This is a genomic window from Aquimarina sp. BL5 (assembly GCF_003443675.1).
In the GTDB taxonomy this organism is placed as follows: domain Bacteria; phylum Bacteroidota; class Bacteroidia; order Flavobacteriales; family Flavobacteriaceae; genus Aquimarina.
Genome location: NZ_CP031963.1, coordinates 5,677,702 through 5,703,113 on the forward strand (window position 1 = coordinate 5,677,702; position 25,412 = coordinate 5,703,113).

The 25,412-nt window shown below is 33.6% G+C and carries 20 protein-coding genes; 5 read left to right on the plus strand and 15 right to left on the minus strand.

Features of this window, described 5'->3' with window-relative positions:
* Positions 1–5: 5 nt before the first annotated feature.
* From D1818_RS23815 to D1818_RS23840, 6 genes are all read right to left on the minus strand, one after another.
* On the minus strand, positions 6–3,254 hold the full coding sequence (locus D1818_RS23815; RefSeq protein ID WP_118462599.1) for an RHS repeat domain-containing protein: 3,249 nt from the start codon (positions 3,252–3,254) through the stop codon (positions 6–8).
* Positions 3,255–3,327: 73 nt separating this feature from the next.
* A complete protein-coding gene (locus tag D1818_RS23820; protein WP_118462602.1) occupies positions 3,328–4,551 on the minus strand; it encodes a hypothetical protein in 1,224 nt (407 codons plus the stop codon).
* Between the two features lie 415 nt (positions 4,552–4,966).
* Entirely contained in the window at positions 4,967–6,082 is a 1,116-nt protein-coding gene (leuB, locus tag D1818_RS23825; RefSeq protein ID WP_118462605.1) for a 3-isopropylmalate dehydrogenase, read from the minus strand.
* Positions 6,083–6,152: 70 nt separating this feature from the next.
* On the minus strand, positions 6,153–6,740 hold the full coding sequence (gene leuD, locus D1818_RS23830) for a 3-isopropylmalate dehydratase small subunit (RefSeq protein ID WP_118462608.1): 588 nt from the start codon (positions 6,738–6,740) through the stop codon (positions 6,153–6,155).
* A gap of 6 nt (positions 6,741–6,746) precedes the next feature.
* Positions 6,747–8,129: a 3-isopropylmalate dehydratase large subunit gene (gene leuC, locus D1818_RS23835; protein WP_118462611.1), complete on the minus strand. Its 1,383-nt coding sequence runs from the start codon at positions 8,127–8,129 to the stop codon at positions 6,747–6,749.
* Between the two features lie 52 nt (positions 8,130–8,181).
* Complete coding sequence (locus tag D1818_RS23840; RefSeq protein WP_118462614.1) at positions 8,182–9,354, minus strand: 2-isopropylmalate synthase; 1,173 nt, start codon at positions 9,352–9,354, stop codon at positions 8,182–8,184.
* A gap of 208 nt (positions 9,355–9,562) precedes the next feature.
* Here D1818_RS23840 and D1818_RS23845 point away from each other — a divergent pair, with 208 nt between their 5' ends.
* Positions 9,563–11,107 (plus strand): hypothetical protein, encoded by a 1,545-nt coding sequence (locus D1818_RS23845; protein WP_118462619.1) that lies wholly within the window; start codon positions 9,563–9,565, stop codon positions 11,105–11,107.
* A gap of 12 nt (positions 11,108–11,119) precedes the next feature.
* Positions 11,120–11,980, plus strand: coding sequence for a DMT family transporter (locus D1818_RS23850; protein WP_118462622.1), 861 nt, complete (start codon positions 11,120–11,122; stop codon positions 11,978–11,980).
* A 159-nt stretch (positions 11,981–12,139) separates the two neighbouring features.
* On the opposite strand, the gene D1818_RS23855 is transcribed toward D1818_RS23850, so the two are convergent.
* The 3 genes from D1818_RS23855 to panB form a co-directional block, all read right to left on the minus strand.
* Positions 12,140–13,000: a hypothetical protein gene (locus tag D1818_RS23855; protein ID WP_118462625.1), complete on the minus strand. Its 861-nt coding sequence runs from the start codon at positions 12,998–13,000 to the stop codon at positions 12,140–12,142.
* A 127-nt stretch (positions 13,001–13,127) separates the two neighbouring features.
* On the minus strand, positions 13,128–13,823 hold the full coding sequence (locus D1818_RS23860) for an RluA family pseudouridine synthase (protein WP_118462628.1): 696 nt from the start codon (positions 13,821–13,823) through the stop codon (positions 13,128–13,130).
* Positions 13,824–14,009: 186 nt separating this feature from the next.
* Positions 14,010–14,828: a 3-methyl-2-oxobutanoate hydroxymethyltransferase gene (gene panB / locus D1818_RS23865; protein WP_118462631.1), complete on the minus strand. Its 819-nt coding sequence runs from the start codon at positions 14,826–14,828 to the stop codon at positions 14,010–14,012.
* A gap of 156 nt (positions 14,829–14,984) precedes the next feature.
* On the opposite strand from panB, the gene D1818_RS23870 reads away from it, so the two are divergent.
* On the plus strand, positions 14,985–15,452 hold the full coding sequence (locus D1818_RS23870) for a nuclear transport factor 2 family protein (protein ID WP_118462634.1): 468 nt from the start codon (positions 14,985–14,987) through the stop codon (positions 15,450–15,452).
* A gap of 1 nt (position 15,453) precedes the next feature.
* Here D1818_RS23870 and D1818_RS23875 read toward each other — a convergent pair whose 3' ends face one another.
* Both D1818_RS23875 and D1818_RS23880 read right to left on the minus strand, forming a co-directional pair.
* Entirely contained in the window at positions 15,454–16,128 is a 675-nt protein-coding gene (locus D1818_RS23875) for a type II CAAX prenyl endopeptidase Rce1 family protein (protein ID WP_118462638.1), read from the minus strand.
* A gap of 9 nt (positions 16,129–16,137) precedes the next feature.
* Complete coding sequence (locus D1818_RS23880; RefSeq protein ID WP_118462641.1) at positions 16,138–17,562, minus strand: L-serine ammonia-lyase; 1,425 nt, start codon at positions 17,560–17,562, stop codon at positions 16,138–16,140.
* Between the two features lie 235 nt (positions 17,563–17,797).
* Here D1818_RS23880 and dnaK point away from each other — a divergent pair, with 235 nt between their 5' ends.
* Positions 17,798–19,705, plus strand: a complete 1,908-nt coding sequence (gene dnaK / locus D1818_RS23885; protein ID WP_118462644.1) for a molecular chaperone DnaK — start codon at positions 17,798–17,800, stop codon at positions 19,703–19,705.
* Between the two features lie 202 nt (positions 19,706–19,907).
* Positions 19,908–21,215 carry a CoF synthetase gene (locus tag D1818_RS23890; RefSeq protein WP_118462647.1) on the plus strand — a complete coding sequence of 436 codons (1,308 nt, stop codon included), beginning with the start codon at positions 19,908–19,910 and terminating at the stop codon, positions 21,213–21,215.
* A gap of 131 nt (positions 21,216–21,346) precedes the next feature.
* On the opposite strand, the gene D1818_RS23895 is transcribed toward D1818_RS23890, so the two are convergent.
* The 4 genes from D1818_RS23895 to D1818_RS23910 form a co-directional block, all read right to left on the minus strand.
* On the minus strand, positions 21,347–22,405 hold the full coding sequence (locus D1818_RS23895; RefSeq protein ID WP_118462650.1) for a T9SS type A sorting domain-containing protein: 1,059 nt from the start codon (positions 22,403–22,405) through the stop codon (positions 21,347–21,349).
* A gap of 284 nt (positions 22,406–22,689) precedes the next feature.
* Positions 22,690–24,393 carry a gamma-glutamyltransferase gene (ggt, locus tag D1818_RS23900; protein WP_118462653.1) on the minus strand — a complete coding sequence of 568 codons (1,704 nt, stop codon included), beginning with the start codon at positions 24,391–24,393 and terminating at the stop codon, positions 22,690–22,692.
* A 16-nt stretch (positions 24,394–24,409) separates the two neighbouring features.
* Positions 24,410–24,802 (minus strand): toxin-antitoxin system YwqK family antitoxin, encoded by a 393-nt coding sequence (locus D1818_RS23905; protein WP_118462656.1) that lies wholly within the window; start codon positions 24,800–24,802, stop codon positions 24,410–24,412.
* Positions 24,799–25,383, minus strand: coding sequence for an ACP phosphodiesterase (locus D1818_RS23910; protein ID WP_118462659.1), 585 nt, complete (start codon positions 25,381–25,383; stop codon positions 24,799–24,801). Before D1818_RS23910 ends, D1818_RS23905 begins: the two co-directional genes overlap by 4 nt.
* Positions 25,384–25,412: the final 29 nt, after the last annotated feature.

The window sequence follows — 25,412 nt, forward strand, 5'->3', positions numbered from 1 at the left end:
GTTACTTAGTTTTTATAGTTATACTGATTTTCTGAGATCAAGTTGTCTGCTGCATCTTTTACATACTCGAGACGATTAAAGGCATCATAATGATAGGTCATTGTATATCCTCGCGGATCTGTCATTTTTGTAACTCCGATTAAAGGTTTGTATTCGTAAGTGGAAATCATGGTATTGGGTAAGCTAGTTCGCAAGGTGTTTTCCTGAGTGCTAGATAGTCCTCCTTCTCCAGTGTGGAAATCAGCTCCAAATCCAGATAACGCTTCTATTTGTAGTCTAGTAGCATTTTCTATCTTAGCAACAGGGTATTGTTTGTCATACCCCCAGATGTAACTAATATGAACTCCATTTGATTTTGAGACTTCTAATGGATTGCCTTTTGAATCGTATTTAAAATACTGTAAGCGATCTTCTAATCCATCTTCATTTTTAGAAGATTTTATATATTCTGTACTTATAATATCATTGCTCCAGTTACGATAAGTTGTTTGTTGTTTAGATAACTGAAAATCACTTTTAGTAACCGTTATCTCCAATGGTGTAGCCAATCTGTTTTTAATTATCAAATCATTATTTATAGTGCTATTTAATGTATAAGGATATTCATAACTAGTTATATAGGATTCATTCCTACTATCGATTACTTCTTTTTCTTTTATATGCCCTTGAGGGTTCATATAGTCATAGTTTTTAATACTGATAAGGTTAGAATTGTTTAAAAATTCTGTGTTCTTTTCGGTAGTTAACCATTCACGATCTATATTGTTTCTAAAGACGGTACTGTTACTGGTATATCCATTGGGACCAGAAGTATTATTGGCAGCAATAATACCAATACTAAGAGCATAGACACGTTGATTTATTCCAGTAAGAGAGGTTCCATTACCATCAAAGTCATAGGTGTATTCTTTTGCAGAAATAGGATTTGAAGACGAATTATTATAAACTTCTTCTGTTAATGGTTTTCCATTTTTAAATTCTTTGTTATCTACATCCAAAAAAGGAAACGTTAAGTTTTGCTCGACAGGACTGCATACGAATGTTTTTTTAGTATATCCTAAATAGTTGTTGCTATTCCCTTTAATTCTTTCAACGACTGTATCATAAAAAATATGCGAGCCCATAAAATATCCTAGTGGCACATTACTACTGCTAGAATACACATCATAAACAGCACTGCAAATGCCATTTCCTATCGCACCATTTACTGAAGACATTCTATATTCCGTAATGTTACGTTTTCTAAACAACTTACCATAACTCTTGCCATTTGTATCTTCATAAATGAATTCCTTTTCTGTACATTCTGAACTGTTATTATTTGGACAGTTCTTAATTTTAGAAATTCTAATTCCGGCAGTTTCTGTTATTACGGGGGGAGCTACTTCCTTAGACACCGAAGCAGATGCAATTATAATATCTCCAGTTGTATAGGCAACTCCATAATTTTCTACCTCTACTTTAAGTTCATATGTTCCTGGTCTTAATTTATATCGTCTGTTTAACGTTTTTTGTCCTGGCGAAAAGTGTGTTGGACTACCAATAGAACGATATAATGTATCGCACCCTCTATCGTCACCAGGCGGACCGCTATAACATTCAGTATCAGCACAACCTACATTAGAACCATTAATCTTACTTAACGAAGCCCTTGCTATTCCTGGTATAGAATTTCCCAATATGCCACCATCATCACCAATCTTTCTTACATTCAAATTAACTGAAATATGTTGAAGGCCTTCCTCTATGGTAAAAGTCAATTTGTCCGTCTTATAATTGGTGCCTTGATTTTGTTCTTGCCAATTTAAACTAACATTTCTTGACCCAACAAATTGTAATTCAGCATTTTGACAGGTATACGGAATAGGGTTAGAAATAGCATCTACCGAATTAAGCTGATATTCAATTTCTGAAGAGCCTTTTGTAGGGTAGGTGATTTTTTTAAGAGCTCCCATTCTTGTTTTCTCAAAGTCTGGTTTTCTGCCACCAAATACATCATAGGTATTATAAGAGTTAATTAAAAAATTATTAGGGTTTGAATTATAATAGCCCCAAAAATCCTGCTCATAAAAAGGTATGACATCTGGAGGAGATGTATAATAATCGAAACTGTAAAAATTCTTATTGTCGTTATTAATTCTAACCTCAGTTAAAAGTTTTCTGGTTTTATCAAGGTTATCAAAATATAAATCGTATGTATTTATAACTTCGTTGTTTTGGTTAAGAACACGTATTATATCAAGATGTGATAAATACTTATTTTTATTACTATTATTATCTGAAAGGGTTATAATTGTATTATCAAATTCTATTTTTCCTTTCGGAAACAGAATGTTCTTTATGATTTTAGAAGTTATTTGATAATTACGTGTTGAAGTTGTTAATGGGCTACTCGAACAATTAGTGTCTCCAGAAACCCATTGTCTAAAACTTTGTGATTTTGTGCTTTGATAATGCACGGTAGCATCGTAATTAAATCTTAACTCTTCATTATTAATCAATATTACTTTGGATAATTTCCAACCAGATGTATAGCCATTATGCATTGAGCCCGCAATTTCATTTAAAGAAATAGGTTGCGTACGTGTGGTGGTTTCTTTTTCCTGGAAAAAATATTGAATACCATTATCATCTGTAATTTTTATACCTTGATTAAATGAAAAATCATTATTTATAAGTTCAATTTTATATGGTTTATAGGGCTTTATTACAGGTTTTCTATTTTCATCAAAATAAAAGGTAACACTCATACTTCCAACATTTGCAATAAATTTATCAGGTTGTAAATCAATAAGATTTTCTGATGCTAGCTGATTAACATCACTTTTTCTTTGCGGAGTTAATTGATTATTAATGTAGGGGATTACTATGTTTTTTCCTGTCATTTGACTCCCTATATATCCAGCAGGATCTTCATCTGGACGTCCTTTCATTTGTCTAGTGATCATTCCTCCAGCATTTAAATTCCATCCCATTCCTAAATGCCCAGGTATTTGATCTACAACTAAACCATTATGCTGATAATTTACAGAAACGGGCAGTTGAAAGCCAACTTCTTCAATAGTATATATGGGAACAGAAAAGTTAGCCATTCCTACTGATAAATTAACTGGTATTTCACCGAATCGGCCTAAATTAGATGCTTCGGGAGAAGCAGGAAAAATTTTGGGAATATCGTTTGGGTCTTGTGAAAATAATAGACTACTAATTAGTAGTAGTGCTAATGTAATTAATAGGCTAGATGATTTTTTCATTGATATAACAGTTTAATTAAGAAATAATATTGAATGGAAATACTTAGCATTTTTTTAAAAGATAAGAAATAAGTTACCTTTCTAAAGTTGTCAACAGAGCTTCTAATTTTGATAGTCTATCTTCTAAATTGATATTTTTTAATTTTAAGTTTTCAATGACTTCTTTAGACGATTTGGTTTCACTTTTAAAATATTTTAATTGTTTCTCCTGTGAAATTGCGTAAAGCGTCAATTCCTCAATTTTCTCTAGGAGTTTCGCATTCATCTCACCTAATTGGATACCATTTTCTGCTACTTCTGCCGCCGATGGGATGTTGATAAGATGTCCATTTTGATTGATATGATCTTCTACTTGTTGTAGCGTAGGGAGGTTGTAATCTTCTTTAAACACATAATCCGCCCAACCGATTAAGTCTACTTTTACTTCTTTGGTATGGATATTACCGTTTACGGCTAGTTTGGCATCTGGGTTTGTGGTGCCGATTCCCAGATTACCATCATTTGTCAGACGCATGTATTCAGAAAGTTGATGTTGTGTATCAGAATCATAATTGATATGATTTCTATATAGCCATCTGAACCCATAATTAGAACCTTCAAAAACACCTTTAGAAGTATATTTATTAGTTCCTTTATAATAATCTTTAGGATCTTCATTATTTCTAGACGAATTGAACCCTATATACCCAGCCCATTTATTGGAGCTTCCTCCCCAATTGGTCTCATTGGTCCAGTCTAAAGTTAGGACACCCCATTTTCCAACTTTGGCTTGTCCTTCTACTTGGAGTTTAGCATCTGGATTTGTTGTTCCAATTCCAACATTGCCACCATTAAAATAAGTATTGCCATTAGATGCAATCTGAAATTTATTTTCAAATGAAGAATTTCTTCCCGTAATATATCCGTGCTCGTTACCATTTAATGAGATTACATAACTTCCTCCTTTTTGAACATTTATAAAACTTTGACCCGCTATTGAGCCATTAACATCAAGTTTTTTAGTAGGACTTGTTGTTCCAATACCTACATTACCATTAGATGTTAACGTTAAAATATCACTCCAAGAAGTAGAGTTATGTCTACCTTGAAAGTTTAATAAAGTTTGCCCTCCAGGATCTGAATTTATTATTCTATGGCCAAATCCTGAACCGTAATTAGATGATGTCCAAGAAATGGATTTTCCCGTAAATGGATTGGCGTTAAGGTTGTCAAAAGTTGTTGTTTGACCAAAAACACTAAAACCAGACACTAAAACACATAGAAATAACAATACTTTTCTCATAATTGTAAAATTCATATAATTAAAAGTTGTAATAAAACGCTTCTAATATTTCTATTACGTTCTATTTTATACTAGATAGTGTCATAAGATCTACTTATGTTACTATCAAAAATCAATTTTTTTAAAATAATTTGAGAATTCACCCTTTGACTGCATTCAGGAGTTGAAACATGAAGAGGGTTGGGCGTAAGCGAAACACCGTAAACTCTAGGTTCGAGAGCCTCACCTTTCGGAAACATATAATAGCTATACCGTAATACCAAGCGAGGGCTGAGGTTCTCGAAGTCCGATAAACTCAGAGTTCGAGAGCCTCACCCTTCGTAGATTTACTAAGTTGAAATAACCTAAAACAACTGACAACAAAAAAGCAACCAGATTATAAAACCTGATTGCTTTTTGATAAAAAATATATAACTAATACTTTGTAATACTATATAATCGTAGATTGTCCTACGTGTATGTTTTCAAAATTCATGTTAGAATCTTCTGGATTAAGGATATAATCATAAATGAAATCTCCTACTTTTTCTGTAGTTAATGGATTTGTAATATTAAGATCTGGTGTTGTAAGATTTAATTCTAATGCCTTTTCTACAGCATTTTTTATAGCATTTGCTTCATCAATAAGATCAAAATGTTCTAATAACATCGCTGCAGATAAAATAGCAGCAATTGGATTGGCAATTCCCTTTCCAGTTGCTTGTGGATAGGAACCGTGAATAGGTTCGAACATACAGCAGGTATCTCCAACAGAAGCGGAAGCTAATAATCCTATGGATCCACCAATAACACTGGCTTCATCAGAAATAATATCTCCAAACATGTTTTCTGTGAGGATCACATCAAACTGGCTTGGATTAAGAATCATTTGCATAGCAGCATTATCAACAAATAAGAAGTCCAATTCTACATCTTCATACGCTTTAGCAATTTCAGTAACCACTTTTCTCCATAAACGAGAAGATTCTAAAACGTTCGCTTTGTCTATTAAGGTTAGCTTTTTTCTTCGGTTTTGTGCCGCTTTAAAAGCAAGATGTGATATGCGCTCAATTTCTTCTTTAGAATATTCACATAAGTCAGAGGCTATAGTTCCTTCCTCGTTTAGATGTTTTTTTCCAAAATAGATACCACCAGTAAGTTCGCGATATATTGAGATATCAGTTCCTGTTATGATTTCTCTTTTTAGTGGAGATTTATCCAATAAAGTTTCATAAGCTTTTACAGGCCTTATGTTAGCATATAATCCTAACTCTTTACGTAAACGCAGTAATCCTTGTTCTGGACGTACTTTTGCACTTGGATCATTATCATATTTGGGATCACCGATGGCACCAAAAAGAACAGCATCTGTATTTGCACAAAGTTGTAAAGTATCGTCGGGTAGTGGGTTACCAGTTTTGTCAATAGCGATAGCACCTACCAATGCTTCTTTAAAAATAAAAGTATGATCAAAAGCATGAGCAATTGCATCCAGTGCTTTTATGGCTTGAGTAGTTACTTCTGGTCCTATTCCGTCTCCTGATAATACAGCGATTTCTAGTTTCATAAATAGTTTATTATGTCACACTGAGCTGGTAGAAGTGTTTTCTTAGCTCTGTATTTTGTTTTTCTTATTTTTATACTCTTGCGTTTTCATATGCTTCAATTTCTTCTTTACTGCTTAGAAGGAAATCAATATCATCATATCCATTTATCATACACATCTTTTTGTAATTGTTTATTTCAAAATGAGCTTCAGATCCGGTTGATTTAATTGTGATTTTCTGTGCTTCTAGATCAACTTCAATTGTAGTTTTAGGATCTTTTTCGATTTCTGTAAATAGCTCTTGAAGATATTCTGGTGATACTTGCACAGGTAGTAACCCATTATTCAGTGAATTTCCTTTAAAAATGTCTGCAAAAAAGCTCGAAACCACTACTTTAAATCCATAATCATGAATCGCCCAAGCAGCGTGTTCTCTACTAGAACCACAGCCAAAATTGTCTCCTGCTACTAAAATACTTCCTGAGTAATCGGGATTGTTTAAAGAAAAATCTTTGTTTGCACTTCCATCTTTATCGAAACGCCAATCTCTAAACAAATTTTCTCCAAAACCTTCGCGATCCGTAGCTTTTAGAAAACGAGCTGGAATAATCTGATCCGTATCTACATTTTCTATAGGTAAGGGTATAGCGGTGGAGGTGAGTTTAACAAACTTATCCATAATTTTTTAATTCAAATGTTTAGTGATATCTACAATTTTCCCTTCAATTGCAGTAGCTGCTGCTACAAGTGGACTTGCAAGAATCGTTCTAGAGCCCTGTCCTTGTCGACCTTCAAAATTTCTATTAGAAGTAGAAACGCAGTATTCTCTTTCCGGAATTTTATCATCATTCATAGCCAGACAAGCAGAACATCCTGGTTGTCTTAGTTGAAACCCAGCTTCTTCAAAAATTTCATTCAGTCCTTCATTAACTATTTGCGACGCTACTTGCTGTGATCCGGGTACTAGCCAGGCTGTAACGCTATCTGCTTTTCTCTTTCCTTTGATATAACTTGCTGCAACTCTAAAATCTTCAATTCTACTATTGGTACAACTTCCAATAAAGACATAATTAATTTTCTGATCGATTAAGGATTGTCCTTTTTCGAAATTCATATAGGCTAATGATTTTTCGAAAGAAGTATTGTTTTCCGTTGGTATGTTTTCTGTGACTTTGATTCCCATACCTGGATTAGTTCCATAGGTTATCATAGGTGAGATATCTGCTGCGTCAAAGTGATATTCTTTATCAAAAACAGCATCTTCATCAGTTGGCAAGGTTTTCCAATAGGCTACTTTTTTGTCAAAAATCTCTCCTTTTGGAGCAAACTCTCGTCCTTTTACATATTCGAAAGTAGTTTCATCAGGAGCAATCATACCTCCGCGAGCTCCCATTTCAATACTCATATTACAGACAGTCATGCGACCCTCCATAGACATTTCTTCGAATACATTACCTGCATATTCACAAAAATATCCTGTACCGGCATTGGTTCCAAGTTTAGCGATCACATAAAGAATTACATCTTTAGGTAAAACGCCTGGTTTTAATTTACCGTTTACATTTACACGAAGACTTTTAGGTTTCTGAAGTAATAAACATTGACTTGCAAAAACTTGTGCAACCTGACTGGTTCCAATACCAAAAGCAATAGAACCGAATGCACCATGAGTAGAAGTATGACTATCCCCACAAACCATTGTCATTCCGGGTTGAGTAATACCTAATTCTGGAGCCATTACGTGTACAATACCATTGTACTTATGACCCAATCCATATAAAGTGATGTTATTTTTATTACAGTTCTCTGTTAACTGAGCTAATTGATTTCTAGATAAAAGATCTTTTACCGGTAGATGCTGATCAATCGTTGGCGTATTATGATCGGCCGTGGCTACTATTCGATTCGGTCTAAAAATAGGAATTCCACGTTGTTCAAGTTCATTAAATGCTTGCGGACTTGTCACTTCGTGGATTAAATGTTGATCTATATAAAGTACCTGAGGACCATTTTCTACCTCTTTGACGACGTGCGCGTCCCAAACTTTATCAAATAATGTCTTCTTCATATGTTTTGTAAATTCCTACGTATTCTTTAATAAAAAAGAAATGATAAAGTGTTTAAGCAACTACTGCCATTTCGACCTCAACAGTTTTCATAATCTGGTGGATATCCTCATTAACTACTTCTTTCTTTCTGTCAGCGTAGTTTAAGAATTCTTTATATACTTCATCCAGCTGAAGTTTAGTTAATTCATACCCAATTTTTTTGGCTCTATAAGCCAGAGCAGCTCTACCACTTCTTGCTGTGAGTACGATGGCTGATTCTGTTACTCCAACTTCAGCTGGATCTATAATTTCGTATGTCTCTCTATTTTTGATAACTCCATCCTGGTGTATTCCTGAGCTATGTGCAAAGGCATTAGCACCAACAATCGCTTTGTTTGGTTGTACCATCATACCCATACTTTCAGAAACCATAAGACTGGTATCATATAATAACTTAGAATTGATGTCTGTATTAAGGTTTAGATACGGATGTTGTTTCATAATCATAACTACTTCTTCTAAGGCAGTATTTCCGGCACGTTCTCCTATTCCGTTAATAGTACATTCTATCTGTCTTGCTCCGTTTATGGCTCCCACAATAGAATTAGCAGTTGCTAATCCTAAATCGTTATGACAGTGACACGAGATGATAACGTTATCAATGCCTTTTACGTTTTCCTTTAAATATTTTATTTTAGCTCCATATTCTTCTGGTAAACAGTACCCTGTAGTATCAGGTATATTTAGAACAGTTGCTCCCGCTTTGATCATTGCTTCACAAACTCGTGCTAAAAACTCATTATCTGTACGCCCGGCATCTTCAGCATAAAACTCTACATCCTCTACAAAAGATTTTGCGTATTTTACAGCGGCAATTCCACGTTCGATTACTTTCTCTTGGGTAGAGTTAAACTTATATTTTATATGAGATTCTGATGTTCCTATTCCTGTGTGGATTCTTGGTTTTCTAGCATATTTAAGAGCTTCTGCAGCAACTTTAATATCATTTTCGACAGCTCTGGTTAATCCACAAACCGTTGCATTTTTTACAATTTTTGCAATTTCACTAACTGAAGCAAAATCTCCAGGACTCGATACTGGGAATCCAGCTTCTATTACATCAACCCCTAGAAGGTCTAGTCGCTCAGCAATCACTAATTTTTGTTTTGTATTTAACTTACAACCAGGGACCTGTTCTCCATCTCTTAAGGTGGTGTCAAAAATTTGGACTTTATTATCGCTCATAGGAATTATGTGAATTAGTATTTTTGATAATCTCTTTAAATGATATCTTTTTTAAAATATTATTCTAAGATGTTTTAGTATTCTCTTACGAATTTATATTTTGGTTATTCAAAAAGAAGGGATTTAGCTACGTGTTTTACAATGTTGAAGTGTTTTGATTACGGTTTAACTTTCTTTTAATCAATTAATTACAATATATTTTCTTACAATGACTAATGATCAAAAAGATCCTTTGTTTGTCTTAGTGAAGTCACTTTCTAAGTCTGAAAAACGACAATTTAAGGTGTACGTTGGGAGATTAGGTGTAAATACTGATTCCAAATTCTTAGCACTTTTTAACCATTTAGATAAAAGCGAATCTCTTGATGAAGAGCTTATTGTATCTAAAGGAATTGTCAAAAAGCAACAACTTTCTAATCTTAAGGCACATTTATACAAACAAATTTTGATTAGTCTTAGACTAAGTCCATTACATCAAAACGTTAGATCGCAGATAAGAGAACAACTGGATTTTGCTACCATTTTATATCATAAAGGACTGTATAAACAAAGTCTTAAGATTCTTGATAAGGCAAAGACTGTAGCCAAAGAAAATGAAGAAAATAATATTGCTTATGAAATTGTAGAATTAGAAAAGGTCATTGAAACCCAATATATAACTAGAAGTATTAATAGTCGAGCGGATGAATTGACGATTGAAGCTAAAATGCTGAGCATGAAAAATGTGTTGACCAGTCGATTGTCTAACCTTTCGCTTCAGTTATATGGGTTGATGATAAAAAGTGGGTATGTTAGAAATGATAAGGAACATAAGATAATCACTAACTATTTCGAAAGTAAATTACCGAAGTATGATTGGAGCATCCTTGGGTTTAGAGAGAAATTATGGTTATACAAAGCACATTTATGGTATAGCTTTATGGTTCAGGATTTTTTATCCTGCTATAAGTATTCTAAAAAATGGGTAGATCTGTTTTATTCAACCCCTAAAATGATCATTCTTAATCCAGTATTTTTCCTAAGAGGAAATCATTATTTATTAGAGTCGTTATATTTGATTCAAGGTAAAACACAGCTTAAGTTAACACTGAACAAGTTCGAAAAGACTATTAAATCCGATGATTTTCCTGTTGATGATAATATCGAGGTACTTTCGTTTCAGTTTATATACAATAATAGACTAAATGTTCATTTTTTAGAGGGAACTTTTGATGAAGGAGAATATTTGGTTACCGAAATTTTAAAGGGAATTACTGAGTATAAAAACCGTTTAGATGATCATCATATCATGGTATTGTATTATAAGATTGGTTGTTTGTATTTCGGTATGTCCAATCATCGTAAATGTATAGAATATCTAAGTAAGATTATCAATAATAAATCGCTGAAAATGCGAGAAGATTTAATGTGTTTTGCCAGAGTGCTTAGTTTAGTAGCGCATTATGAAGCTGGAATGGATTATCATTTAGAAACTCAATTGAAGGAGACGTATCGATTTTTGATAAAAATGGATGACTTGCATGCGGTGCAGAAAGAAATGATTAAGTTTCTTAAAAACCTAGGAGACATATTTCCTCATCAGATTAAAGATGAGTTTAGAAAACTACATAAAACCTTGAAACAGTACGAGGATCATCCATATGAAAAAAGAGCATTTTTATATCTTGATATTCTCTCTTGGTTAGAAAGTAATATAGAAGGTAGACCGGTAGCAGATATTATTAAAGAAAAATCAAAAAAACTGGTTCGATAACCATTCTATTATATGCCAAAAAGTACCCAGCACCTGCGTAATATTCTTGAATTAAATTTAGCCATGCTTTTCATTAGTACTTCTGGAGCATTAGGTAGATATATTGATATGCCGGTGCCTGTAACGATTGCTTTTAGAGCTATTTTAGCAGGAATTATATTGTTCTTATTTTGTAAATGGAAAAAAATATCTTTTAGAATAGCGTCCAAAGATCGATTTACGATCATTGTTGGAGGAATATTAATGGGATTACATTGGATTACCTATTTCTACGCACTAAAGATGTCTAATGTAGCGATAGGAGTGCTGTCCTTGTTTACGTATCCGGTAATTACTTCTTTTTTAGAACCCATACTTCTGAAAACAAAATTTCAGAAAATGCATTTGGTTTTAGGAGCCCTGGTTTTATTAGGAATCTATTTTTTGGTACCTGATTTTAGTTTAGAAAACTCTTATGCAAAAGCTGTTGGTTTTGGAGTTGTTTCAGCATTATGTTATGCACTTCGTAATTTGATTATGAAGACTAAAGTGAGTAATTATCATGGCTCTATGCTAATGTGGTATCAACTTGTTGTCATTAGTATGATGCTTTTACCAACACTATTTATAATGGATAGCTCTGGGTTTGTAAGTCAATGGCCTTGGACTTTAGTATTAGCAATATTGACTACGGCAATTGGACATACATTGTTTTTATTTAGTTTAAAACGGTTTTCTGCAACTACAGCAAGTATCATAAGTAGTGTACAACCGGTTTATGGAATTATTATCGGAATCATCTTTTTAAAAGAAATACCTCTTCTAACTACGGTTATCGGAGGAACACTCATCTTAACATCTGTAGTAATAGAAAGTGTAAGATCTTATAAGTAATGTGATAATTAATAACCCAACTTATGAGGTATTTAAGAATTGTATAATTTTTTATTGGCACCGCCAAAGGGTTTAATACTCTGAGGCTTGCCTCGAAATTAAAAATCAGTTCGTTTTAATATATAGTGAGCTTACCCTGAGGTAGTTGACTATCTATTGCTACGTGGTTTTAGGAATGTATTTTGGAGCAATCCATTTTTTGTATATAAAATACTCTAATAGAGGAACAATTAGAATTAGAAACAACAAAATTAGTAGTGATTTTACCATTCCATGATATTGAGCGGTAATACCCATCGAAAACCATTGGCTTAATTTCTCTAAAACTACTTTTTCTATATCCTGATATCCTACTTCTAATAATAAATCCATAGCGGCGTTAAATTCTTCATAAGGTAGCGCTTCGGAAAAATCGATATGACCTTTACCAGCAGAAGTTATAAGTGCATACATTGTTAATTTGTACAGATCATCACTATAATTGTTGACAATAAATTTTGATAGTTTATTTTTAGTTTTATTTAGGAAAGAACTGCCTGTGTCATAATTTTTAAGATGTTTTTTGAAAAATACGGCATAATCTTGAGAATCTGATTTTGCTTTTATTGCTAACATTTGAGCAGAAAGAACAAATTTATTTTTAGCATATTCAGATTCAAAAATTTGCTGCACAGAACCATTGTAGATGCCTTTAACAATTATTGTTTTTTCATTATCGAGTATTTTATAGATACCTCTTATAAAACCCCACTGACCAAAAACATAAAGAATTCCTACAATCAGCAATGGGATGTATAATTTTACTGCCCAGTTATAATATTTAGGGGCTCTTTTAAAAATACCTTTACGCCAGAGTACAATGCAATATATGATACCTATTATAAAACCTAAAAATAGAAATATGATGATATTAAAAATTAGCGCACCAGAGTTAGGAAGTACGATGTCTCTAAGAATACTCCAGATAAAATCCCAATCAATATTTTTAAATAATTCTGACGAGTATGATATATAATCCATTTATTATTAATCTGTTATGAAATAAAAAAATGAGTTTCCCTATGTATTAGTATACTGATGAGGTAAAACGTTACTTATGAAAAAGTGTAATTCCGAACTTGTCTTTTATTTAAATAGAAAAAAATGTTTAAATACAGTTCCAGATAGGATCGGATGGAGGAGGAGCAATGACGGTTAAAGGTTCTTTTTTTACAGGGTGTATAAAGCTAAGTTTTCTAGCATGTAAGTGAATACTACCATCTTTATTACTTCGGTCGGCGCCATATTTTAAATCCCCTTTAATTACAGATCCAATACTCGACAGTTGAGATCTTATTTGATGATGTCTACCGGTATGCAGATCGACCTCTAAAATGCAATAATTATCTAGTTTTTTTATAATTTGATAATCCAAAATAGCCTTTTTACTATCTGGAACTTCGTTTTTATGAGCGTATGATTTATTTTGTTTTGGATTACGTTTTAACCAATGGATGAGTGTATCATTTTCTTTTGGTGGCGTGTTTTTTACAACAGCCCAATATGTTTTTTTAGCTTCTTTATTAGCGAATAGTTTATTAAGCCGAGGAAGCGCTTTACTAGTTCTTGCAAAAACAACAATTCCGCTTGTGGGTCGATCTAGTCGATGTACAACACCTAGATAAACAGCTCCCGGTTTATCGTACTTTTCTGCAATATATTCCTTTACGATTTCACTAAGTGGTTTATCTCCTGTCTTATCACCTTGTACGATATCTCCGGCTCGTTTATTAACAATAATCAGATGATTATCTTCATAAAGAACCTGAAGGTTAGATTTGTTCGAGATAATTTTTTGAGGCATATTGGATTGCTAGATTCTTAGAACTATTTAAATGTACATTTAAATTTTGAAGTCATTTTGACAATAGTATTTAAATCAGATAATAAAGAGCTTATTTCCTATGTATAGATTAATCTATATTTCCAAATCTTTAAATCGATGCATATTCCTATATCAGCTAATCTAACTATTCCAATGATCTAACAATTAGTATTGTTCATTATCATTAGGAAAGTCTACCGATTTTACATCAGAGACATATTGTTGGAATGCGTTGGTCATTTCGGTATATAAATCTAAATAACGTCTTAAAAAACGAGGATTAAATTCGTGTGTCATACCAAGCATATCGTGAGTTACTAATACCTGTCCATCAACACCATTTCCAGCTCCAATTCCAATAATAGGGATCGTTAAACTTTCTGCTACTTCTTTAGCTAGTTTGGCAGGAACTTTTTCTAGAACGATTGCAAAACATCCAGCTTTCTGTAACATTAAAGCATCTTCTTTAAGTTGTTTAGCTTCTGCTTCTTCTTTAGCACGTACTGTGTAAGTCCCAAATTTATAGATGGATTGTGGAGTTAACCCTAAATGTCCCATTACAGGAATTCCCGCATTTAAGATTCTTTTAATGGATTCTTTAACTTCTTTTCCTCCTTCGAGTTTTACAGCATGTCCTCCCGATTCTTTCATGATTCTAATAGCAGAGCGTAGCGCCTCTTTAGGATCACTTTGATAACTACCAAAAGGTAAATCTACAACTATTAATGCTCTCTCAATAGCTCTGATTACAGAAGATGCGTGATATATCATTTGATCCAAGGTGATAGGTAAAGTTGTTTCATGACCTGCCATCACATTGGATGCAGAGTCGCCAACGAGAATAACATCAACTCCCGCGCCATCCACAATTTTTGCCATTGTATAATCATATGCAGTAAGCATAGATATCTTTTCCTTATTAGCTTTCATCTCTACCAGAGATTTTACCGTAACGCGCTTGTAATCTTTTTTTGCTGTAGACATTTTGTGTGTTAATTTAGTGTCGTAAAAGTAATCAATTAGTAAGATCGTAACAAGAGGATATTATTTTTGCTTTAAATTTATTTAAGAGAAGTAATGCTTATATTTTTGATAAAACAATTAAAACCTTAATTTTAGGTAAATTAAAGTTCAGAAGTTATGTGTAAATTCCTGGTAGCATTCTTTTTATTTATTTCATGCAATGTTGTTTTTTCCCAAAAAGAATTGGATGTAAACCAAAAAAATGCAAAACAAGCGATATTAGATTTCTTTGAGGGTTTTCATAAAGGAGATACTGTTTTAATGAGAAAGACTATAGACCCTAATATGGCTATGCAAATAATTTCTAAAGGAAAAGACGGTAAAATAAAAACAGATCAGGCCGATATTGGAAATTTTTTGGGAGTAATCCATAACAGACCTAAGGATCAAAAATGGTTAGAGAAATTATTAGATTTTAGGATTGATGCAGATGATCGTATCGCTCAGATATGGACTCCTTATGAATTTTATGTCAATGATCAATTTAGCCATTGTGGTGTTAATATTTTCCAACTATTTAATGATGGGACTACTTGGAAAATTATCGCAATAGCAGATACTAGAAAAAGAGAAGGTTGTAAGTAATTTAAGGTCTAGTGCTGATTATTAAAAAAATGACTCCGTTGTTAATCGCATGAAGTAAGATGGGCCAGATAATATGGCTATTTTCAATTTTGAGTTTTCCAAACATATGACCTGCAATGATTCTGGGAACAATAAGAAGGAATAAAACACTATCAATCTTAAAAGAATCTACGTAATTAAAAATATGAAGGAAACCGAAGATTATTGATGTAATTTGAAGTGTTATTAATTGATGGTTATCTAGAAAACTCTTAAGTTTTTGAAGTTGTTTTTTTGAGATTAATTGTTCGTATATAAAGAATATACCGCCAATGGAAACTATCAAAATTAAGTAGCGAACATACCATTCTAATTCTAAAGTAATAAATAGCCCAATAATAAAAAGTGTCCATGAACTTAAGAATAATAAAATACCCTTTACTTTTGGTTTTAATAAGGTTCTAAACATAAATTCTTCTATAACAGGAGCAAATACCACCATAGCTATAAAAGCTTTAAGTTTATTATCTTTCAAAATCTCGAAAATGCTATCCTGAGAATACTTTTGTAGATCTAAATAAGGAAATATACTTTGGAGTAATGCTACACAAATAAAAAAGAGTATGTACAATCCGAATAATCGAAAGTAAGAGATAAGTAGATTTTTGATTTTACTTAATAAAACATCTCTAACCATTAATATGTTTTAACAATCGCTTAAACTTACTTTGATAGCTAACCCACCTTCACTAGTCTCTTTATACTTAGTATTCATGTCTTTTGCTGTTTCCCACATAGTTTCTATTACTTTATCTAAAGGAACTTTGGCATTAGCTGCATCAGAATCTAGAGCCATTTCGCACGCATTTATAGCTTTTATGGCTCCCATAGCATTACGCTCTATACAAGGGATCTGTACTAAACCACCAATAGGATCACAAGTTAAGCCTAAATGATGTTCCATAGCAATTTCACTTGCCATCACTACTTGTTCAGGTGTACCACCCATTAACTCCGTTAATGCTCCAGCTGCCATAGCCGAAGAAACTCCAATTTCTGCTTGACAACCGCCCATAGCAGCAGATATAGTGGCACCTTTTTTGAATAAACTGCCAATTTCTCCCGCAACCAACATGAATTGTTTGATATCATCGAAGTTTGCATCATGATTTTCGATGACCATATAATACATCATAACGGCTGGAATAACACCAGCACTTCCGTTTGTTGGTGCCGTAACAACTCTTCCTAAAGAAGCGTTTACCTCATTAACAGCTAGTGCAAAACAAGATACCCATTTTAGTATTTGGCGAAATTTCACCTCAGTATCTCTTATAGACTCTATCCACTCGTTTGGATTAGCATATTCTTTAGTTCCAATTAGTTTTTTGTGAGTATCGTAAGCACGTCTTCGTACATTTAATCCTCCAGGTAGTTTGCCCTCTGTATGACAGCCAAGATACATGGATTCTAGCATAACATTCCAGATGTCCGCTATTCTTGTATCTATTTCGTTATCAGTCTGAAGAGAACGCTCATTTTCTAATACAATTTCGGATATTTTTTTATTCTTTTTTTTGCAATATGTTAGGAGGTCCGTTGCTTTTTGAATAGGAAGCGGAAATTCCCTAAAAGCTTCCATTTTTTTTCGTTCTCTTTTTCGCTCTTCTTGCACAACGAAACCACCTCCTATAGAATAAAATGTAGAAGCAATAGTTTCTTTGTTATTTAGAACAGCAGTAAAAGTGATAGCATTTGGATGAAATTCTTTGAACTCTTTATTAAATATAATTTGAGCTTCTGGATCAAAATTGATTTGGAACTCCTTATTAAACAATAGGGTCTTATTTGATTTAATATTTTCGACAATAGTAGCAATAGATGTTACATCAATAGTTTGAGGGTCATATCCACATAAACCCAAAATAGAAGCTATATCCGTAGCATGCCCTTTTCCTGTTAATGATAAGGATCCGAATAGGTCCACTTTAACTGTTTCCACAGAATTAAACAGGTTATTTTCTTTTAACTCGGCAATCCATCTTCTTCCTGCTCTCCAGGGCCCAAAAGTATGAGAACTAGAAGGGCCTACACCTATCTTTAACATATCAAAAATACTGATACATTCCATAATTCTTAATTCATTGTAAAGTTGTAGGGGTAAATATAGGGTATTGATAAAAAAGAACACTTTTTTTTGGGAAATACTTAATCTTAAGTAAAATTTTCTTTTGTATTGAGCTTTACTAATGTTCTATTTATTAATAAGTGTTAATGACATCCTGTCAGATAAATTGTCATGGCATAATCATTGACTTATGAGGAATAAATAATTTAGAACAACACTAAAACATTTATATACTAATATGAGTAAGATAATAGGAATAGATTTAGGGACAACAAACTCTTGTGTTTCTGTGATGGAAGGTAATGAGCCCGTTGTTATACCTAATGCGGAAGGGAAGAGAACTACTCCATCTGTAATTGCATTTGTAGAAGGAGGAGAGATTAAAGTTGGTGACCCTGCAAAACGTCAGGCCGTTACAAACCCAACTAAAACAATCTCTTCTATTAAAAGATTTATGGGAAATAAATTCTCTGAATCAGCAAAAGAAGCAGAAAGAGCTGCTTACAAAGTAGTAAAAGGTGATAACGATACACCTCGAGTTGATATCGATGGACGTTTATATACACCACAAGAATTATCTGCTATGACACTTCAGAAGATGAAGAAAACGGCAGAAGACTACTTAGGACAAGATGTGACTAGAGCAGTAATTACTGTACCAGCATACTTTAATGATGCACAACGTCAGGCTACTAAAGAAGCTGGAGAAATTGCAGGTCTTAAAGTAGAAAGAATTATTAATGAGCCTACAGCGGCTGCATTAGCATATGGTCTTGATAAAAAGGGTACTGATCAGAAGATTGTAGTATTCGATTTTGGTGGAGGTACTCACGATGTATCTATCCTAGAATTAGGAGATGGTGTATTCGAAGTATTATCAACCGATGGAGATACACATTTAGGAGGAGATGATGTAGATCAAAAAATTATTGATTGGTTAGCAGAAGAGTTTAAGAGTGAGGAGAATATGGATCTACGTAAAGATCCAATGGCTTTACAACGTCTTAAAGAAGCAGCAGAGAAAGCAAAGATAGAATTATCTTCTTCTTCTCAGACAGAGATCAATTTACCATATGTAACGGCTACTGCAAGTGGTCCTAAGCACTTAGTAAGATCATTAACAAAAGCTAAATTCGATCAATTAATTGATGATTTGGTAAAGCGTACTGTAGAACCTTGTCGTACTGCTCTTAAAGCAGCAGGATTATCTACAAGTGATATCGATGAAATTATTTTAGTAGGAGGATCCACTCGTATTCCTGCAGTTCAGGAAGCAGTAGAGAAGTTCTTTGGGAAAGCACCAAGTAAAGGAGTAAACCCTGATGAGGTAGTAGCTGTTGGAGCTGCCATCCAAGGAGGAGTACTTACAGGAGATGTAAAAGATGTATTGTTATTAGATGTTACACCACTTTCTTTAGGTATTGAAACAATGGGTAATGTTATGACGAAGCTGATTGAAGCAAATACTACGATTCCTACTAAGAAATCACAAGTGTTTTCTACTGCAGCGGATAATCAACCTTCTGTAGAGATTCACGTATTGCAAGGAGAACGTCCTATGGCAGCTGATAATAAAACTATTGGTCGTTTTCACCTAGATGGAATTCCTCCAGCACAAAGAGGAACACCTCAGATCGAAGTTACTTTTGATATAGATGCTAATGGTATTATCAAAGTTTCTGCAACAGATAAGGCGACTAATAAGTCTCAGGATATTCGTATCGAAGCATCTTCTGGATTAACAGAAGAAGAAATCGCGAAAATGAAGCAAGAAGCTGAAGCAAATGCAGAAGCGGATAAAGCAGCAAAAGAAACTGCAGATAAGTTAAATGAAGCTGATGGAATGATTTTCCAAACAGAAAAACAACTTAAAGAATTTGGAGATAAAATTTCTGATGATAATAAGAAACCTGTAGAAGAAGCTTTAGAAGAATTAAAGAAGGCTTATGAAACTAAAGATCTTGCTATCATACAACCTGCACTTGATAAGATTAACGAAGCTTGGAAAGCAGCTAGTGAGGAAATGTATAAGGCACAGGCAGAAGCACAAGGCGGTGCAGCTGGACCAGAAGCTGGAGCACAACCTGAAGGAGGAGATTCTGAAGCTAGTGATGTAGAAGATGTAGATTTTGAAGAAGTGAAATAAGAATTGTTATTCTATATGAAAAATGCACAGTGAAAGCTGTGCATTTTTTTTGTTATTATAGGTAACTAAATAAAAATAGTTTACTTTTATCTTGGCTTAAAATATCCCCTGATTATTGTATCTCATTTCACACACATTATTCTTAATATGGGTAACCACTATCAGATCTAATTGCGTTTGGTCTAAATAATGGAATGTACTAATGAATTTGTCACAAGTTTTTCGAAGAAAAGTCTTTTGGTTTTTTGATATCTTAAACAGAAACGATATTAGGAAGCACTATGCGGATATTAAAGAGTTGATCGAAACTCCAAGTTCTCAGTCTGCCAAAGATAGAAAGGATAATTATCTTGAAAAAATACTACAACATGCCGTAAGTACTACCTGGTTCTATCAAAAATATACTGGTTATAACTCTATCTCAGATTTTCCTGTAATTAATAAAAATATGATCCGGGATAGTTTTGAAGAATTCAAGTCTTCAAAATATAAGGCAAATAAATGTACTTTGATATCCACTAGCGGTTCTACTGGTGCACCTTTTTCTGTTTTGCAAAACAAGAGCAAACGATGCAGAAATACTGGAGATAATTTATATTTCTCTAATAGATCCGGTTATGAAATAGGTCAAAAACTGATATACATAAAAATTTGGCCCGATAACTATAAACATACTACTATACTTTCGAAGTTTTGGTGGCAGAATATAGTCCCTCAGAGCGTTTTTAGGCTTGATAATAACAATATCGCTAATCTTATAAAAAGACTAGAAGAAAATCCTGGTAAGAAGAGTTTCCTTGGGTATACATCGGGATTCGAAAAGATTTGTAAGTACTTAGATAAAAACAATTCAGGCTCAATTGATAATATAGTTTCCATAATCACAATGTCAGAGGCGCTCAATGATTATGTAAGGACCAGTATGCAAAAATATTTTGGGGTCGTTCCAGTCTCACGATATTCTAATAATGAAAATGGTATTATAGCGCAGGAGGATAGAGGTGTTACTTCTAAATTTATAATCAATACTGCGAGCTACTATATAGAGGTTTTTGATATAGATAAAGATGTTCCTGTGCATCCAGGAAAATTAGGAAGAATTATAGTAACTGATTTGCATAATTACGCCATGCCTATGATTCGATATGATACGGGCGATGTTGGCATAATAGAAATGGATCCAAACGGTGTGTCTTATTTATCATCCATAGGAGGAAGGAAGTTAGATCTTATATATAATACAAAAGGAGAGATTATACCTTCTCATGTTTCATATAAATTATGTAAGTACGGAGATTATAAGCAATTCCAATTAGTCCAGTATGGAGAAAAAGATTATCTTATTAAACTGAATACTGATAAGAAGGTGGATGAAAATAAAATGTTGGAGGAGTATAAAGAATATTTTGGGCAAGATGCTAATATAGAGATACAGTATGTAGATGAAATTCCTTTACTATCTTCAGGAAAAAGAAGAGAAGTAACGAACACGTATCATTCTAAATCGTAATGTATATTTTTTATAAAACCTTGATATTAAATACAAAATTCTTACATCAATAATATAACAGAAAGCCAATATGAGTATTGGCTTTCTGTTTAGTATAAGTTGATATAATTAATCTGTAAATTACTAGTGTCTTATCTCACAAACTTTAAAAATTTCGAATCAGATCTGGCAATATATAATCCTTTTGGGAGTGCAGATAAATCCACATTTGTTGTGTTTTTGATATTCTCAATTTCAAATACTTTTTTCCCAATTACATTATAAATGTTTAGAGATTTTATTTCGTTTGTGTCGTTAATTACTAAAGAGGTTGAAGTACTATTAAAATATAATTTATCTCTATCAAAAGAAGTAAAATCATTGATGCTAAGCGTGTTTTCATTTATAGTAATCTCTGGATATGCTCCAGCAACACTCCAATCTGCATCAGAACTAGCGTCTGAATTTGCAGCGGAAGATAGTTTTCCAAAAATATAATATTTAGTACCCGAAAGAGAGGAGCTAGTTGGGAAGTCTGAAGGTATATCCAGTGTTATTGTAGTCGACACATCTGTTCCTGCAGTAACTGTTGGAGTAACGATAACTCCAGTACCATTTGCCGTAGCGCCTCCAAAAATCCCTGGTACATCAGCTTCAAAAATTTGAAATTGTGTATCTACGTCCATAGAAGCGGAATATGTATAGTTTAGAGTAATAGATTCTCCAGCAGCAACTGAAACAGGATTGCCAGAATCATAAGTTATAGAATATGGTGGTGCCGTAACTGTAATTAGTGGGTATGCTCCAGCAGTATCCCAGGTGGCATCTTCCGTAGCATCAGAATTCATAGCAGAACTTAATTTACCGAAGATACGATATTCGGTTCCAGAAAGAGACGAGCTTAATGGAAAATTAGCGGGTATATTAAGAGTGATTGTACCCATTACATCAGTTCCTGCATCAAGAGTAGGAAACTCCGCTACTGCTGTTCCTATGGCGGTTGCTCCTCCAAAAATACCTGAAACATCAGTTTCAAAAATTTGGAATTGAGCACCCACTTGCATTGAAGCGGTATACGTATAGTTTAGTGTTATTGACTGACCGGCAACAACGGTAACAGGATCAGTAGAATCGTAACTTATCGAATATTGAGCAGAAATGCTATAAATACCGCAGAAGCATAGTAGAAATGAAAATAATGTTTTGATCATAATTACATAATTTTAAACATTGCTTTTTTTTAAATATGTTTACGTTTTGGCAATGTTAATTAGTTTCCACTAAAGTATTCTTAAGGATAAATCTACAATGAAAGAATTGTTGCAATTAATAATAATTATGTTGCATTGTTTTAAAACAAAGAGCTTTTGCGTTATTTTTTTTGTGAAAACAAGAAGTTTTTAACGTTTTTTATTGGAAGAATAGGGGTTTATGTGGTAATAACTTATGAATATTGTAGTGTTGGTCTTTTGTTTTATTACCTAAAGATTTTATTTTAAAACCCAACTGCCGTATCATCTCCACGTTTATCAGCACCTCCTTCTAAACTACCATCTGGTAATACCAAAATACCATCCACTTTGCCAATAACCCTACTTTCTTCTTCATTTGTCTTGTAGCCTTTAGTTCTTAAACTATCAAGTATCTTTTTGTCGAATGAATTAGGTTCAAAAACGACAACATCAGGCAACCATTGATGATGAAAACGAGGAGCATTTACCGCATCCTGCATAGTCATACCATATTCTTTTACATTCAAAATAGTTTGCAGCACAGAGGTGATAATGGTGGATCCACCAGGAGTCCCAACCGACATCCATAGTTTTCCATCTTTCTCGACAAGGGTAGGTGTCATTGAACTTAGCATTCTTTTCTCTGGAGCAATTGAGTTCGCTTCAGCACCAAGTAATCCGAACATATTAGGCGTTCCAGGTTTAGCGCTAAAATCGTCCATTTCATTATTCAAAAAGAATCCTAACTCAGGAACATAAAGTTTAGAACCATAAGCGCCATTTAAAGTGGTCGTAACCGAAATGGCATTTCCAAATTGATCAATGATAGAGTAGTGTGTGGTTTCGCTACTTTCGTATCCAGGAATACTTCCATAATTCAAATCCGAAGATAAAGTAGCTTTTTTAGGATTAAAATCTTTCATCCTTTCCGATAGATAGGATTCACTTATTAAGGTATCTATCGGAATTTTCACAAAATCAGGATCACCAAGATAAAAACTCCTATCTGCGTAGGCTCTTCGTTCTGCTTCGGTTATTACCTGAATTGATTTTAAAGAATTATGTCCATAGATACTAAGCTCATAAGGTTCTATCATTTTCATGATTTGTGCCAGACATACTCCACCGCTAGAAGGTGGAGACATAGATATAATATTAAGATCTTTGTAGGTAAATTTAACCGGTTCACGCCATTTAGCTTCATATTTACTGAGATCTTCCATAGTGATGATACCTCCCAGAGATTGGATATAGTTTACCATTTCCTTAGCGGTTTCTCCCTTATAAAATTCATCTCTTCCATTTTCTATAATTCTCTGAAGAGTTTTAGCAAGCATTGGATTTTTTACTGTATCCAGTGCTTTGTAAGTTTTAGCATACAGGATGGTATCTCTATTCGTTTCAATAAACAACGCTCTATAATGGTCTAATCGTTTTTGTTGCTTTTCAGTAATTATATATCCATTATTCGCTAGTTCAACAACCGGAGTTAATAGTTCTTTTATGGGTAATGTTCCAAATTTTTTATGCACTTCGAATATCCCTGCGATTGTTCCTGGAACTCCAACAGCCATCGCTCCCAATTGGCTTTTTTCTGGAATAGGATCTCCATTTTCATCTAAATACATATCCTTAAATGCTGCTCCAGGTGCTTTCTCACGATAATCAATGGCTCCTGTTTCTCCATTTGCCTTTCTGTATACCATAAAACCACCGCCACCAAGATTTCCTGCATAAGGATATGAAACCGCTAATGCCATTTCTGTAGCTACCATAGCATCAAATACATTTCCACCTTTCTGGAGAATTTCTTTACCAATTTTAGAAGCTTCTTCTCTTGCGGAAACTACCATTGCATTTTTTTCTATAACTCCAAAAACCGGTTTAGTTTTGATGTCAACTTTAGGCTCAGGAGTAGTTTTGCAAGCGATAACTAAAATAAAAAGTAATAGAAAAAATGATCTCATTGTATTTAAGACTTTGTTAGTAATTTATTTCTTTGATAAGGTTATTCTTTTTATCATAAAATTTCCAATAACCAGAGGGTTTACAGTTGTTAATATGACCTTCGGATTTTATGTTTCCATTTTTATGATATGCTTTCCAATACCCTTGTTTTTGTCCTTTTTCATAATGTCCTTCAGCTTTTATATTTCCATTTCGATAGTAGTATTTCCAGAAACCTTGTAAGATTCCCTTCTCATAATGGCCGATGCTTTCTAAATTGATAGAGTTAGGATAGTAGTTTTTAGTATACCCATTTTTTGATGAGGTTAAAATTTGTTCTTTACAAATATCCTTTCCATTATAATCATTCTCTGTTTTCTTGCAGGAAAAAGTAAAGTACAAAACAAAAAAAAGGTACAAAATTCTCATAGTTTTCGCATCTCATTTTTTGTAAACAATTCAAGTTCCTCAAAGAAAGAACGAAACTCTCTTTCGAAATCATCGTAATACTGTTCTAGTTCAACAACAGCAAAGTTCATTTTCGACCTGTTTTTGGTTCTATGATTCATTTGGTATAGTATTCTACCGATACCGGGAATAGTTGCATAACTAAGTAGCCAATTGTCACGAAGCATATATGGTAAAAAATCCTGAACACGCTTTGGCAAGACTTCATAATATTCCTGAAGTAAATCGTAAAAATTCGAAACATAAATTTCTAATGGAGTTTTAGAGTATTCACTCCAGTAGGCGGCAAGATAGTGATCGTATAATATGTCCACAATTACCGTGCTGTAGTGCCCATATCTAGGAAATAACCTTAAAACGCTCTCTCTAACTGTAGGATGACTGTCGGTATACGAATCAATTTTGCGATGTAGTGTAATTCCTTTTTGGACTCTATCAGGAAATTGACTGAACTTTTTCCCTTTGACTGAGTCGGCAATAAAGTTGCCTATTTTAAGCTCCTGGTCATCTCCGGAAAGGTAAATATGGGCTAAGAAATTCATTAGGTGAATTTACAATTTTTTAGAAAGTA